The organism is Caballeronia sp. LZ029 (assembly GCF_031451275.1).
GTDB classification, from domain to species: Bacteria; Pseudomonadota; Gammaproteobacteria; order Burkholderiales; family Burkholderiaceae; genus Caballeronia; species Caballeronia jiangsuensis.
In genome coordinates, this window is sequence record NZ_JARUXO010000003.1 from 771,502 (window position 1) to 786,032 (window position 14,531).

Sequence of the window (14,531 nt, forward strand, 5' to 3'; positions counted from 1 at the left end):
TTAATGATGGTATTCAAGTCTTCGGTCCATGCGTTCGTCTTGCCGGCCGATGCATCCGCTTCCAGCGCCATCCCTTGCACGTTCTCTTCGCGGAGGTCACGTCATGCCGTATGCAGATCAACTGGCGCGAAGCCAGGAAATCGCGGACAAAGTCGCGCGCGTGTTCCAGAAGCGCGCTGAACTGGCGCAACAGCAGTTCAGCGAGCGCGCACACGATGCGGGCACGCGTCTTGTCGGCAACGGCGGCGCGGATCATTTCGACGGCTACGGCTACGCGCTCGATCTCATGCAGCGCTCGATTCTCTTCTGGGACACGCTGCGTCAGCGCGGCAACAACTTCATCGAGCAGACGAAGCGCGGTCTCGAACCGGTGCTGCATTTCGCGCATGAAATGCTGATCGATGGCCGCACCTTCGCGCGGCCCGTGAACTATGCGCTCTTGCGCATCGTGCCCCCCGAGGGCGTGATCATCGATCCGCTGAAGCGTCCCTATCTCATCATCGATCCGCGTGCGGGGCACGGTCCCGGCATCGGCGGCTTCAAGGACGATTCGCAAGTGGGCGTCGCTTTGCGCGCGGGTCATCCGGTGTACTTCGTCACGTTCTTCCGCGACCCGCAACCGGGCCAGACGCTGCTCGACGTGTGCGCGGCCGAGCAGCAGTTCGTCAGGCACGTGCGCGAGCTGCATCCCGACAGCGCGAAGCCCGCGGTCGTCGGCAACTGTCAGGGCGGCTGGGCCGCGATGATGCTTGCAAGCTCGCAGCCCGACGATACCGGCCCGCTCGTCATCAACGGCGCGCCGATGTCGTACTGGAGCGGCGCATGGAGCGAAGGCGAGGGCGACAACCCGATGCGCTATTCGGGCGGCATGCTGGGCGGCACCTGGCTCGCGTCGCTGACGGCGGACCTCGGCAACGGCAAGTTCGACGGCGCGTATCTCGTCGAGAACTTCGAGAACCTGAATCCCGCGAACAGCTTCTGGGACAAGTACTACACGCTGTTCGCCAACATCGACACCGAGCCGCCGCGCTTTCTCGACTTCGAGCGTTGGTGGGGCGGCTATTACCTGATGAACCGCGAAGAGATCGAATGGATCACGCGCAATCTTTTCGTCGGCAACAAGCTGTGGTCGGGTGAAGTGAGCGGCGTGTCGGGCGCGTCCTTCGATCTGCGCGCGATCAAGTCGCCGATCGTTCTCTTCGCTTCGATGGGCGACAACATCACGCCGCCGCAACAGGCATTCAACTGGGTCGCGGATATCTACGGCAGCACGGACGAGATCAAGGCGCGCGGACAGGTGATCGTCGGGCTGATGCACAAGAGCATCGGGCACTTGGGCATCTTCGTGAGCGGCAAGGTCGCGAAGAAGGAATACACGCAGATCGCATCGGTGCTGGAGGCGATCGAGTCGTTTCCGCCGGGTCTTTACGGCATGGAGATCGCGGAACGCAAGGGCGAGGGCGGCAAGACCGAATACGACGTGAGCTTTCACGAGCGCCGCCTGGAAGACCTGACGGCGCGCTTCAACCGCTTCGAACGCGTGGACGAGTTGCCGTTCGAAGCGGTGAAGCAGGTATCGGATTTCAATCAGCGCGCCTATGAACTGTTCGCGCAGCCCTTCGTGCAGGCGATGGCCAACGACACCACCGCGAGCATGCTGCGCGCGTTTCATCCGTTGCGCGCGCAACGCTGGATGTTCTCGGATTACAACCCGTGGCTCGCATGGCTCGGCCCCGCGGCGGAGGCGGTCAGGGCCGCGCGCAAGCCCGCCGCCGCGGACGAACCGCTGCGCCGTGCGGAGCATTGCGGCTCCGACATGATCAGTGCGGGCCTCGACTTCTATCGCGCGATGCGCGACGCGGCGACCGAAGCGATGTTCTTCTCCGTCTACGGCAACATGTTCTCGGCGCATCCCGCGCAACAGCACGAGCCCCGCGAGCATGTCGCCGATCCGCGCGAACTGCCTTTCGTCCAGGAAGCGCTCGCATCGATCGGGCATGGCGGATATGCGGAGGCCGTCGCGCGCGTCGCGTGCCTGCTGATGCGGCATGACGAGCCGCTGCCGCTCACACGCATGGTCCTGCGTCAGACGCTCGCGGCCGACTACGCGGAATATCTGCCGCAGATGCCGCGCGATGAATGGCGGCGGATTCGCGGCGAACAGGAAATCGTCGTGCGCTACGAGCCGGAACAGGCGCTCTCGACCTTGCCCGATCTGCTCGACGATAACGACGACCGCAAGAAGCTCCTCACCCTGTTCGACAAGCTGCACGCGGATAGCCGCATGCAAGGCTTCGAGCCGACGGCGGCGCAGCATGAGATGCTCGCGCGCATTCGCGCGGCGCTGCCCGTCAAGGCCGCGCGCGCGCCGAAACGTTCCGCGCCCGCGCACTGAGGCGCAGGCGGCGCATCGCACGTTCACACGGAGGCGGTATGAATCATACGCACGAGAAGTATGAACGGCTCATCGAGGTCTGCAAGGCGCTGCCGCCGCTCGTGGTGGCGGTTGCGCATCCGTGCGACCGGACATCGCTGGAAAGCGCGGTCAAGGCGCACGAGATGGGCCTGATCTCGCCGCTTCTCGTCGGGCCGCGCGAGCGCATCCGCGAGGTCGCGGAGGAATGCGGGCTGAACATCGCGGGCTTGCCGATCGTCGATGCGCCGCACAGTCACGCGTCCGCGGAAAAGGCGGTGGAACTCGTGCGCGAGGCGAAAGCCGAAGCGCTCATGAAAGGCAGCCTGCACACCGACGAAGTCATGGCCGCCGTCGTGAAACGCGAAGGCGGCCTGCGCACGCAGCGGCGCGTGTCGCACTGCTTCATCATGGATGTGCCGGGCCACGAGAACGTGCTCATCATCAGCGACGCCGCGATCAATATCGCGCCGACGCTCGCCGACAAGGTCGATATCGTGCAGAACGCGATCGATCTCGGCCACGCGCTGCGTCTCGAAGAGGTCCGGGTCGCGATCCTCTCCGCGATGGAAACGGTGAACCCGAAAGTGCCGTCGACGCTGGAGGCAGCCGCGCTCTGCAAGATGGTGGATCGCCATCAGATCACCGGCGCGCTCGTCGATGGTCCGCTTGCGCTCGACAACGCGATCGATCTCGAAGCGGCGAAGACGAAGAAGATCGATTCGCCCGTCGCGGGGCGCGCGAACGTGCTGATCGTGCCGGATCTCGAAGCGGGCAACATGCTCGCCAAGAGCCTCTCGTTTCTGGCGGGCGCGGATGCGGCGGGCATCGTGCTCGGCGCGCGCGTGCCGATCATCCTGACGAGCCGCGCCGATTCGCTGCAATCGCGGCTCGCGTCGTGCGCCATCGCCTCGCTCGTGGCGTTGAAACGCCGCGAAGAAGCGCAAATGGCGGGGTGAATCATGGCCGACGTCATTCTGGTCCTCAACGCGGGTTCATCGAGCATCAAGTTCAGTGCATTCGATGTCGAAGGCGAGGCGCTCGAACTCGTCATGCACGGACAAGTGGAAGGGCTCTTCAGCTCGCCGCATTTCGTCGCGTTCAATGCGAACGGCGAAAAGGCCGGCGAGCATGCGTGGGGCGAGGGCGTCAGGCTCGAACATGCCGAAGCCATCGCGCATCTCGGCGCGTTCCTGCGCGGGCATGGCGCGGGACATCGGCTGATCGGCGTGGGGCATCGCGTCGTGCATGGCGGCGCGCATTTCACGAAGCCCGTGCTGACGAACCCCGAAGTGCTCGACGCACTCGACAAGCTCACGCCGCTCGCGCCGCTGCATCAGCCGCACAATATCAAGCCGATCCGCATCATCGCCGAGCGCAATCCGGGCCTGCCGCAAGTCGCCTGCTTCGATACGGCGTTTCACGCGACGCAGGCGCCGCTCGCGCAGGCGTTCGCGCTGCCCGAATCGATCACGAAGAACGGCGTGCGGCGCTATGGCTTTCACGGTCTCTCGTACGAATACATCGCGAACGCGCTGCCGGATATCGCGCCCGATGCGGCGAGCGGGCGCACGGTCGTCGCGCATCTGGGCAACGGCGCGAGCCTGTGCGCGATGCACGCGGGCAAGAGCGTCGCGAGCACGATGGGCTTCACCGCCGTCGACGGTCTCATGATGGGCACGCGCTGCGGCAATCTCGATCCGGGCGTGATCCTGTATCTGCTCGACGAACTCGGCATGAACGCACGCGAGATCGAAGACCTGCTGTATCGACGCTCGGGCTTGCTGGGCGTATCGGGCATCTCGGGCGACATGCGCGCGCTCCTCGCGAGCAGCGACGAACGCGCGCGTTTCGCCGTCGATCTCTACGTGTATCGCATCGCCCGCGAGATCGGCTCGATGAGCGCCGCGCTGCAAGGGCTCGATGCCATCGTGTTCACGGCGGGCATCGGCGAGCATTCGAAAGAGATACGTCAACGCGTGTGCGAGCAGGCGGCATGGTGGGGCATCGAGCTCGATGCCAAAGCCAACGAGAGCGGCGGCCCGCGCATCAGCGCGGCGTCGAGCAAGGTGAGCGCGTGGGTGATGCCGACCAACGAGGAACTGATGATCGCGCGTCACGCATTGACGTTGATCGAAGGAGCATCCGCATGACGCTCACCGTGCCACAGCCCGTGCTGAAGGGCGCGAAGGCGCTCGTCACCGGCATCGCCAACGAGCATTCCATCGCGTACGGCTGCGCGAAGGCGTTCCGCGAACTGGGCGCCGATCTCGCCATTACCTACGCCGACGACAAGGCGCGGCCGTATGTCGAGCCGCTCGCGAAGGATCTCGAAGCGCCGATCTTCATGCCGCTCAACGCATCGAGCGAGGCCGAACTCGAAGCGGTGTTCGGGCGCATCGCGAGCGAGTGGGGCACGCTCGATATCCTCGTGCATTCGATCGCGTGGGCGCCGAAGGACGACTTGCAAGGCGGCTTGCTGAACTGCTCGGCGGACGGCTTCGCGAAGGCGATGGACATCTCCTGCCATTCGTTCGTGCGCATGGCGAGGCTTGCTGCGCCGCTCATGAAAAGCGGCGGCGCGATGTTCACGATGAGCTATCACGGCGCGAACAAGGTCGTGCCCAATTACAACGTGATGGGCCCGGTGAAAGCCGCGCTCGAAGCGTGCGCGCGCTATCTCGCCTACGAGCTCGGGCCGCAGGGCATTCGCGTGCATGCGATCTCGCCGGGCCCGCTCAAGACGCGCGCGGCGTCGGGGCTCAAGGACTTCGACCTGCTGCTGACCGAAGCCGCGGAACGCGCGCCGCTCGGCGAACTGGTGGACATCATGGACGTCGGCTTCACCTGCGCGTTCCTCGCGACGCCTTTCGCGCGGCGGATGTCGGGCGAAACGCTTTATGTGGACGGCGGCGTGCACATCATGGGATGAAGCATGTTCAACTGGCTGTTCAGGCGCGAAGACACTACGTCGCGCGAGGACGTCCGGCAGGCGCTCGATCGCATCGTCGCGGTCGCGCCGCAGGTGAAGCTCGCGAATCGCTACGAGTCGCGGATCAAATCGGTCATCGGCAAGACGCTCGACCATGCGCATGAACTCGTCGGCGCGCTGCCCGCGCCGCGCGATGCGACGCCCGGCGCATGGGCGGACGATCCCTGTCTGCGCGCGAAGTTCGCGACCCCCGACGACATCACGACGGTCATCGGCGAGTCCCGCGACGTGCGCGACTGGTTCGACGGCAACATCGCCGCCGACTACGCCTTCGCGGTGCTGGGCGCGACGCTCGTCGAGCGAAGCGTGCTCGTCTCGGCCGTCGAGAACGGCGCGATGCGCTCGGATGTCGCGCGCACGGCGGTGAGCTTCGAAGACAAGCGCATGCGTTTTTGCAGCGACACGGACGCAGCGCTCAGGCAGGAACTCGTGCAGCGGATCGTCGAGCAGTTCGCGCTCGAAGCGATGTCGCGCGTCGCCGGTCAGGAAGCGCGGCGCGACGCGCTCCAGGAACATCGCGCGCTGCTGAACGCGCGCATGCACATGCTCGGCCGGCGCGGCGCGGGCATGAGCCGCCTGACCGCCGCCACCGATGTTTCGGGCGACGCCTCACGGCTCCAGCGCGATTTCGAGGAGAACGAAGCCGCGCTCTCCGCGCTGGGCTCGCCCGCCGATTCCATCGAGACGCAGCTTCAGACGATCGTCGATCTGCTCGCCGATCCGGCTGCGCTCGTCTCCGTCGCGCACCGCGAACTGTGCCTGAACCAGATGAATCTGCTGATGGACGCGCGCTGCGACGAACCTCATGCGGACATCGGGATCATGCTTGCGCGCCTGCCGACCCAGCCGCCGCAAACGCGTGCGGTGGAGATCGTGCGCATCGCGCGGCGCGATGTGCCGCCCGCCGGCGCCGCATTCGACGAGGCCGCGCGATTCGTGCTGTGACACCCGGCGTTACTGAGGCACGCCGCCCTGAATCGCCTTCGCGATGTCGCGGCTCACGCTCGCGAGCGCGCGGCTGTGCGCCGCCACGAGCGCATTCCAGTCGCCGCCGGTGACGGGTTCGCGCACGAGCGAGCGGCCGGTCAGCGCGTTGTCGTCGCCGAAGCGGCGCACGGACCAGTGCGCGTCGATCGTGACGGCATCGCCGGGAACGGATTCGAACTGCTGGATATCGACACGCACGCGCAAGGCCTGCGGGTCCGCGAGCGCACGCGAGGCCGGCGCCACGCGATCGGAGCCGAGCAGCAACGTGAGATCGCCGGCGATGGCATCCGCGATGCCGCCGTTGAGCGGCGCGCCCCAGCGCGCGTATTCGTTGAACGCGACTTCGTTGCTCGTGCTGCGCGTGACGATCTGCGGCCGGTCGACGAGATCGGGCACCGTCACCGGCCCGACGATCACGGGCCGCGAGTTCGTGTGCGCGGCCGTCGCGGCGAGCGAGGGATCGGCGCTCAGACGGTAGAAGCTCGCTTGCGGCGAGGCGCATGCGCCGAGCAGAGCGGCGAGCAGGAGAGAGAGCAGAGCGGGCCGCATCACTTTTTGTCCTCCGGCTTGCCGCGCAGCAATGCTTCCGGATGCTGCTGCAGATAGTCCGCGAGACTGCGGAACGAGGCCGCCGTGCGCGTCAGTTCGCGAACCGCTTCCGCCGTGTCCTGCTGCAGCCCCGAATCCGGCATGAGCGTCGAATGCGCCGCATCGAGCGCGGCGCGCGCGGCGGCGAGCGTGGTCGCGGCTTGCGGCACGACTTGCGTGTTGAGGCCCTGCATCAGCGCGGTCGTGCTGTTGAGCGTCTGCCGTGCGCTCGCGGTGAGTTCCTCGATCGGCAGCTTGTCGATGCGCGTCATGATGCGGTTCATCGAATCCTGCAGCGATTCTAGGCCGCTCGGCGTCGTCGGCAATTCGGGCGGCGTGCGGCTCCAGTCGATGCTCGCCTTCTTCGCGGTCGGGAAGAAATCGAGCGAAACATACAACTGGCCGGTGAGCAGGCTGCCCGTGCGCAATTGCCCGCGCAGGCCGCGCGACACGAGCACGTCCGCGAGCTCGCGCCTGTCGGCCACGACGCGTCCGCTCTTCGGCTCGACCGCGAAGCGCGACGTGAAGCGCTCCGGATAGAGCCTGATTTCGACCGGTATGCTGATGCGCTTCGTGACCGGATCGAAGCGCGTGTTGATGGCCGCCACCTCGCCGATCTGGATGCCGCGGAATTCCACCGGCGCGCCCACGGCGAGCCCGCGCACCGAGCCTTCGAAGTTGAACACGTAAGTGTCGACGATGCGCTCCTGCACGCGCAGCGCTTCGGCGCGCGTCGGAAACAGGTTGAAGGTCGTGTCGGGCGGCGCCTCGGACCAGCTGAGCGACACGGCCGGCGTCTCGAACGCGAGCCCGCCGATCAGGATCGACACGAGCGATTGCGTGTTGACCTTGAGCCCGTCGGTGCCGAGCGTCACGTCGATGCCGCCCGCCTGCCAGAAGCGCGAGTCCGCGTTCACGTAGCGGTCGTAGGGCGCGTTGACGAATATATGCAGCGTGACGCCGCTGCCGTCCTTGTCGAGCTCGAAGGCCGTCACCTGGCCGACCTGCAGACGGCGGAAATACACCGGCGTGCCGACATCGACCGAGCCTAAGTCCGTCGCCTTCAGGACGAACTGCCGTCCGGGCACGTCGCTCGCGAACACCGGCGGCGTTTCGAGGCCGGTGTAATCGCGCCGGTCCTGCTTCGCGTGCCCGATATCCATGCCGATATACGCGCCCGACAGCAGCGTGCCGATGCCCGACACCGAGCCGCCCGCCACGCGCGGCCGGACGACCCAGAAGCGCGTGTCGTCGACGAGCATGTTGGTCGCGTCGCGCGTCAGCTCGGCGGTGGCGACCACGTGCTTGTAATCCTTCGAGAGCGCGACCGATTTCACGAGGCCGATGTCCACGTCTTTGAACTTGATCTTGGTCTTGCCGGCTTCGATGCCTTCGCCCGTCTTGAAGGTGATCGTGACAGTCGGCCCCTGTTCGAGCACGGCTTTCGCGGCGAGCCAGATGCCGATGACCACCGCGATGGCCGGCACGACCCATACCCAGGGAATGCGCCAGCGCTTTTTCGGCGCGACTTCCGCATCGGGGATATCGCCGGGTGTGTTCATCGTCGTTCGTCCCGAGGCGGCGCGAAGTCCCAGATGAGGCGCGGATCGAACGACATCGCCGCGAACATCGTCAGCACGACGACCGCGCCGAACGCGATCGCCGCCGGACCGGCCTCGATCGTCGCCATCGCGCTGAACTGCACGAGCGCGACGAGCACGGCGATCACGTAGATATCGAGCATCGACCAGCGGCCCACCAGCTCGACGATGCGGTAGATGCGCGCGCGCCGCAGACCTTGCTGCGTCATGCGCAGATTCGCGGTCGCGGCGAGATAGCCGATCGCGAGAATCTTGAGCATCGGCACGGCGATGCTCGCGATAAACACGATGATCGCGAGCGGCCACGATCCCGAATGCCACAGGTACGCGACGCCGCTCATGATCGTGTCCTTCTGCGCGCCGAAGAGCGAGCTCGTGTTCATCACCGGCAGCAGGTTCGCGGGGATGTAGAGAATCGCCGCGGAAATCAGGTATGCCCACGTGCGCGACAGGCTCGCGGGCTTGCGCAGATGCAGATGCGCGCCGCAGCGCGGGCAGCACAGATGGTCATGACGCAGCGTGCCGCGCGTGGAGAGGCCGCAATCGTGACAGACGCAGATGCCGCTCGCCGCCGCCGTGCGCCCGTGAAGCGGCGTGTCGGCGGGCATGCCGGGCGGCGCGCCTTCGATGCGCATCCACATCGCGCGCTCGTCGAATGCGGACGTCGCCGCGACGAGCAGCAGCATCAGCGCCGCGAGCGACCACAGCGCCGGCCCCGTGACCACCGACGCGATATGCGCGAGCTTCACGACCGCGACCAGCAGCCCGAGCATCAGCACTTCGGTCATGCCCCAGTTGCGCGCGACGCGCAGCAGACGGAAGACGGCGTCGGCGTGCCACGGCCTGCGGTTCAGATAGAGCGGCAGCAGCAGCCACACCATGCCGAGCGCCTGTAGCGCGGGCATCAGGATCGTCGTGATGAAGATGAGGCCGGCGAGCGGCCACATGCCGTCGCGGTAGAGCACGCGCACCGCGCCGATCAGCGTCGTCTCGACGACATCGCCGTTCACCGCGAGGCCGACGATCGGAAACGCGTTCGAGATCAGCCACAGCACGAAGGCGGCGAGCGCGAAGGCGAGCGCGCGGTCGAAGCCGCGTCCGCGGCGGCGATAGAGCACCGCGCGGCAACGGCAGCAGCGCAGCGTGCCGCCGGGCGGCACGACGCCTTCGCGCTGCATCAGATCGCATTCGTGGCACGCGATGAGCGGCCGCGCTGCGCGATCGTCAGATGTGACCGTGTTCATTGCACTGTCTGGGAAGCGGGCTGGTCCGGCTTGGCCGTATCGGCGGAAGGCGTCGCGGATTGTTGCTGCGTCGTCATCTTGTCGGCCGCGACGACCCAGCCGCCGCCCATCACCTTGTAGAGCGTGACGAACGACACGAGCGCTGCGGCCTGCGTCTGCGCCTGCGAAAGCTCGGCGTTGAAGAGGCTGCGCTCGGCGTCGAGCACTTCGATATAGCTCGTGTAGCCGCCTTCGTAGCGCGCCCGCGCGAGCCGCGAATAAGTGGCGAGCGCGGTGACCTGGCGGCCCTGCACTTCGAGTTGCTCGTGCAGTTTCTGCGACGCGATCAGCGCGTCGTCGACTTCCTGGAACGCGACCTGGATCGACTTCTGATACGTGAGCAACGCCGCCTGCTGCTGCGCTTCGGCCGACTGCACCTGGCCGGAGATATTGCCCGCCGTGAAGATCGGCTGCGTGATCTGCCCCGCGAACGCCCACACGCGCGCCGGCCCCGTGAAGAGCGACGAGAACTGGCCGCTCGCAGTGCCGAAGAGGCCGGTCAGCGAAATCTGCGGGAAATAGAGCGCGCGCGCCGCGCCGATGAGCGCATTGGCCGCGACCAGATCCTGTTCCGCCTGACGCAGATCGGGGCGCCGCTCCAGCAGGTCAGACGGCAGGCCCGCCGGGATCACCGGCGTCGCGAGTTCGTTGAGCGTCCGGCCGCGCACGATCGGCCCCGGATTCGCGCCGAGCAGCACCGAGAGCGCGTCTTCCTGCTGCGCGATCTGCGTTTCGAGCTGCGGAATCACCGCGAGCGAGGCTTCGTATTCGGACTGGCTCTGCGCGAGTTCCATCTGCGAAACTTCGCCGCCTTCGAAGCGCAACGTGAACACATGCACCGATTCGGCGCGGCTCTGCGTCGTCGCCTTGGCAATTTCGAGCTGCTTGTCGAAGCTGCGCAGATTCAGATACGCCGACGCCACCGACGCCACCAGCGACAGGATCGTCGCGCGCCGTCCTTCCTCGCTCGACAGCAGGTTGGCGCGCGCGGCCTCGGTGAGCCGCCGGTTGCGGCCGAAGAGATCGAGTTCCCACGACGCCGACACCGACGCCTGGAAGTCGTTGTAGACCGGCCCGAAGCCGTTGAGCGGCTGCGGCCCCGCCGCCGACGCGCGCTGCCTCGCCGCCGACGCCCCCGCCGATATCTGCGGGAACAGCGCGGCACGGGTTGTCACGAACTGGCCCATGAACTGATCGACGCGCGCCGCCGCGATCTTCACGTCCTTGTTGTTCGCGAGCGCCGTCGAGATCAGATCGTTGAGCACCGGGTCCTGGAACTCCTGCCACCATTCGGTGTTCGCCGGATCGGCGACTTCGGCCGTGGCGAAGCGAAACGTCGCCGGCGTATCGACCGGCTGACGCGAATAATTCGGACCGAGCAGGCAGCCGGAGAGCGCTAGCGCGGCGGCGAAGCTGGCGAAAGTGCGCCGCATGTCAGTCTCCCTTGTCCGGGGCGGACGGCGAGGCATTCGAACCGCTTCCCGATGCGTTCTGGGACGGCTTCGCATCGGTGGCGGTGGGCGCTTCGTCGCCTTTCTTTTTCTTCGAGCGCGAGGACATCGTTTCCAGTCCCCAGAAGAACATCGGGATGAAGAACACGGCGATGACCGTCGCGCCGAGCATCCCGCCGATCACGCCCGTGCCGATGGAATGCCGGCTGTTCGCGGATGCGCCCGTGGCGATCGCGAGCGGCACGCAGCCGAGAATGAACGCGAGCGAGGTCATCACGATCGGGCGCAGGCGCTCTTCGGCGGCGGTCATCGCCGCGTCGTAGACGGACGCGCCCGCCTCGCGGTTCAGCACCGCGAACTCGAAGATGAGAATGGCGTTCTTCGCCGCGAGCGCGACGAGCATCGTCAGGCCGATCTGGAAGTACACGTCGTTGTTGAGGCCGCGCAGGAGGATGGCGAGCAGCGCGCCGAAGATCGCGAACGGCACCGCCATCAGCACGCCGAACGGCAGGCTCCACTTCTCGTACTGCGCCGCGAGGATCAGGAACACCATGATCAGGCCGAACACGAAGACGAGCGCCGACGAACTGCCCGACTGCTTCGCCTCGTAGGCCTCGCCGCTCCACCCGATGCCGTAGTCCGACGGCAAGCCCCGTGCAATATCTTCCAGCGCGTCTATGACCTGTCCGGACGCGTAGCCGGGCGCGGCGTTCGCCGTGATCTTCACCGCGGGGAAGTTGTTGAAGCGCGTGATGAGATCGGGGCCCGTCACATAGCGCGTCGTGACCATGGACTTGAGCGGCACCATCTCGCCGGACTTGCTCTTCACGAAAATCTGCGTGAGATCGTCCGGCTTCAGCCGGTACTGCGGCTCCGCCTGCAGGATCACCTGCCAGAGCCGGCTCGACCGGTTGAATTGCGACACGTAGAGCGAGCCGAACATCGTCTGCATCGCGCTATAGACGTCCTCGACGGGCACGCCGAGCGTTTCGGCCTTGTCGCGATCGACATTGGCGAGCATCTGCTGCGACGACGCGTTGAAGGTCGAGGTGACGCCCGTCAGTTCCGGACGCGCCTTGGCCTTGGCGACGAAATCGTCCACGACGCCCGCGAACTGACCGATGGTCGCATCGCCCTTGCTCTGAATCCACATCTCGGTGCCGCCGGTCGTGCCGAGGCCCGGAATCGACGGTGGATTGAGCGGCACGACGATGCCTTCCCTGATCTGCGACAGATGCTTGTACGCATCGACGAGCACCGCACGCGCGTTCTGCGTGCGGATATTGGCCGACTTGTAGCGTTCCTCGAAACTCTTGAAGCCGACGAAGAACGTCGACGAGTTGTTCTTGTTCTGGCTATCGAGAATGCTGAAGCCATCGACGGTCGTAATGCTGCCGACCGCCGGCTGCTTCATGAAGTACTCGGTCACGCGATCGGACACCGCGCCGGTGCGATCGAGCGACGCGGCATCGGGCATGATCACCGCGCCGAGCAGATAGCCCTGATCTTCCGGCGGCAGGAACGCGGTCGGTATGTCGCGCATCATGACGACGGCGAGCGCGATCATGCCGATGAAGAGCAGCAGCGCAATCGCGAAACGCTTGATGATGAGCCGCACGACGCTCGTGTAGCCGTGCGTCATGCGCAGGAACTGGGCGTCGAACCAGCGGAAGAAGCCTTTCTTCTCGTGATGCCCCGGTTTGAGCAGCAACGCGGCGAGCGCGGGCGACAAGGTCAGCGCGACGATGCCCGAGATCACCACCGAGATCGCTATCGTGATGGCGAACTGCTTGTACATCTGCCCCGTGATGCCCGAGAGGAACGCCACCGGCACGAACACCGCGCACAGCACGAGCACGATGGCGACCACCGGCCCGGCCACTTCGTCCATCGCCTTCTTGGCGGCGGTCTTCGGATCGAGCTTGTGCACGGTCATGTTGCGCTCGACGTTCTCGATCACGACGATCGCATCGTCCACGACAATCCCGATCGCGAGCACCATGCCGAACAAGGTCAGCATGTTGATGGAGAAGCCGAGCGCCTCCATGCCCATGAACGTGCCGACGATCGACACCGGCACCGCGATCACCGGAATCAGCGTGGCGCGCAGGCTTTGCAGGAACACGAACACGACGATCACGACCAGCACGACCGCTTCGAAGAACGTATGCACCACGTCAGAGATGGACGCGCGCGTGAACTCCGTCGTGTCCATCGCGATTTCGTATTCGATGCCCTGCGGGAACGTCTTCTTCATCTCGGCGAGCGACGCGCGCACCTGCTTCGCCACGTCGAGCGCGTTCGCGCCCGGCTGCTGATAGACGGCGAGCACCGTCGCCGATTTGCCCTGGAAGCGGCTGCGGATCGAATAGTCTTTTTGCCCGAGCTCGGCGCGGCCCACGTCCTTCAGACGCACGATCGCGGCGCCGCCCGATTGCGCGCGGATGATGATGTTCTCGAACTCGGAGGGCTCGGTGAGCCGCCCGGTCGTCGTCACCGCGAAGGACTGCTCGACGGGCGCGCCGGTCGGCGATTGTCCGAGACGGCCCACGGCGAACTGCTGGTTCTGGTTCGCGACCGCGCGCTGCACGTCCGCGGCGGTGATGCCGAGCTGCGCCATGCGATCGGGCTTGAGCCAGATGCGCATCGCGTAATCGGGCGTGCCGAAGATGCTCGTCTGGTTCGCACCGGGAATGCGCTTGAGCGCGTCGAGGACATACACGTTCGCGTAGTTCGCGATGTACGTCGCGTCGTAGCGCTCGTCGGGCGAATAGATGGCGATGACCATCATGAACGCCTGCGACTTCTTCTGCACCTGCACGCCCTGCGCGGTCACCGACTGCGGCAGTTGCGGCAGCGCGAGATTCACGCGGTTCTGCACGTCGACCTGCGCGAGTTCCGGGTTGGTGCCGATCTGGAAGTAGGCGTTGATCGTCAGATTGCCCGTCGACGAACTCGACGAGCTCATATAGATCATGTTGTCCGCGCCGTTGACCTGCTGCTCGATCGGCGCGGCGACGTTGTTCGCGACCACGTCCGCGCTCGCGCCCGGATAGGTCGCGGAGATCGTGATCTGCGGCGGCGTGATGTCGGGATACTGCGCGGTGGGCAGCGCAAGCATGCACAGCGCGCCGCCCAGCGTGATGATGATCGATATGACCGACGCGAAAATCGGACGGTCAATGCAGAAATGTGAAATGTTCATTGGCCTCTTCC

General features: G+C 65.9%; 10 protein-coding genes. 5 read left to right on the plus strand and 5 right to left on the minus strand.

Annotation, left to right across the window (positions count from 1 at the left end; genetic code table 11):
• Window positions 1-103: 103 nt before the first annotated feature.
• The 5 genes from QCE73_RS22895 to QCE73_RS22915 are packed head-to-tail and all read left to right on the plus strand — an operon-like array spanning window position 104 to window position 6,350.
• A complete protein-coding gene (locus tag QCE73_RS22895; protein ID WP_309883700.1) occupies window positions 104-2,395 on the plus strand; it encodes a DUF3141 domain-containing protein in 2,292 nt (763 codons plus the stop codon).
• A 38-nt stretch (window positions 2,396-2,433) separates the two neighbouring features.
• On the plus strand, window positions 2,434-3,372 hold the full coding sequence (locus tag QCE73_RS22900; protein ID WP_035501323.1) for a phosphate acetyltransferase: 939 nt from the start codon (window positions 2,434-2,436) through the stop codon (window positions 3,370-3,372).
• Window positions 3,373-3,375: 3 nt separating this feature from the next.
• Entirely contained in the window at window positions 3,376-4,566 is a 1,191-nt protein-coding gene (locus tag QCE73_RS22905; protein WP_309883701.1) for an acetate/propionate family kinase, read from the plus strand.
• Window positions 4,563-5,345: an enoyl-ACP reductase FabI gene (gene fabI / locus QCE73_RS22910; protein WP_309883702.1), complete on the plus strand. Its 783-nt coding sequence runs from the start codon at window positions 4,563-4,565 to the stop codon at window positions 5,343-5,345. The genes QCE73_RS22905 and fabI overlap by 4 nt, the downstream gene beginning before the upstream one ends.
• 3 nt (window positions 5,346-5,348) lie before the next feature.
• On the plus strand, window positions 5,349-6,350 hold the full coding sequence (locus tag QCE73_RS22915) for a hypothetical protein (protein WP_309883703.1): 1,002 nt from the start codon (window positions 5,349-5,351) through the stop codon (window positions 6,348-6,350).
• Between the two features lie 9 nt (window positions 6,351-6,359).
• Here the strand turns inward: QCE73_RS22915 and QCE73_RS22920 are convergent, their stop codons facing one another.
• From QCE73_RS22920 to QCE73_RS22940, 5 genes are read right to left on the minus strand one after another with little or no spacing between them, the layout of a single operon-like run.
• Window positions 6,360-6,941 carry a PqiC family protein gene (locus tag QCE73_RS22920; RefSeq protein ID WP_309883704.1) on the minus strand — a complete coding sequence of 194 codons (582 nt, stop codon included), beginning with the start codon at window positions 6,939-6,941 and terminating at the stop codon, window positions 6,360-6,362.
• Window positions 6,941-8,542, minus strand: coding sequence for an MlaD family protein (locus QCE73_RS22925; RefSeq protein WP_309883705.1), 1,602 nt, complete (start codon window positions 8,540-8,542; stop codon window positions 6,941-6,943). The genes QCE73_RS22920 and QCE73_RS22925 overlap by 1 nt, the downstream gene beginning before the upstream one ends.
• Window positions 8,539-9,825 (minus strand): paraquat-inducible protein A, encoded by a 1,287-nt coding sequence (locus tag QCE73_RS22930; RefSeq protein WP_187604005.1) that lies wholly within the window; start codon window positions 9,823-9,825, stop codon window positions 8,539-8,541. Before QCE73_RS22930 ends, QCE73_RS22925 begins: the two co-directional genes overlap by 4 nt.
• A complete protein-coding gene (locus QCE73_RS22935) occupies window positions 9,822-11,297 on the minus strand; it encodes an efflux transporter outer membrane subunit (protein WP_309883706.1) in 1,476 nt (491 codons plus the stop codon). The genes QCE73_RS22930 and QCE73_RS22935 overlap by 4 nt, the downstream gene beginning before the upstream one ends.
• A gap of 1 nt (window position 11,298) precedes the next feature.
• Window positions 11,299-14,520: a multidrug efflux RND transporter permease subunit gene (locus QCE73_RS22940; protein WP_309883707.1), complete on the minus strand. Its 3,222-nt coding sequence runs from the start codon at window positions 14,518-14,520 to the stop codon at window positions 11,299-11,301.
• Window positions 14,521-14,531 lie beyond the last annotated feature (11 nt).

Excerpts from the sequence above, each read along its gene's own strand:
- QCE73_RS22895 (WP_309883700.1), top strand. The coding sequence starts at position 104 with ATGCCGTATGCAGATCAACTGGCGCGAAGCCAGGAAATCGCGGACAAA.
- QCE73_RS22900 (WP_035501323.1), top strand. The coding sequence starts at position 2,434 with ATGAATCATACGCACGAGAAGTATGAACGGCTCATCGAGGTCTGCAAG.
- QCE73_RS22905 (WP_309883701.1), top strand. The coding sequence starts at position 3,376 with ATGGCCGACGTCATTCTGGTCCTCAACGCGGGTTCATCGAGCATCAAG.
- fabI (WP_309883702.1), top strand. The coding sequence starts at position 4,563 with ATGACGCTCACCGTGCCACAGCCCGTGCTGAAGGGCGCGAAGGCGCTC.
- QCE73_RS22915 (WP_309883703.1), top strand. The coding sequence starts at position 5,349 with ATGTTCAACTGGCTGTTCAGGCGCGAAGACACTACGTCGCGCGAGGAC.
- QCE73_RS22920 (WP_309883704.1), bottom strand. The coding sequence starts at position 6,941 with ATGCGGCCCGCTCTGCTCTCTCTCCTGCTCGCCGCTCTGCTCGGCGCA.
- QCE73_RS22925 (WP_309883705.1), bottom strand. The coding sequence starts at position 8,542 with ATGAACACACCCGGCGATATCCCCGATGCGGAAGTCGCGCCGAAAAAG.
- QCE73_RS22930 (WP_187604005.1), bottom strand. The coding sequence starts at position 9,825 with ATGAACACGGTCACATCTGACGATCGCGCAGCGCGGCCGCTCATCGCG.
- QCE73_RS22935 (WP_309883706.1), bottom strand. The coding sequence starts at position 11,297 with ATGCGGCGCACTTTCGCCAGCTTCGCCGCCGCGCTAGCGCTCTCCGGC.
- QCE73_RS22940 (WP_309883707.1), bottom strand. The coding sequence starts at position 14,520 with ATGAACATTTCACATTTCTGCATTGACCGTCCGATTTTCGCGTCGGTC.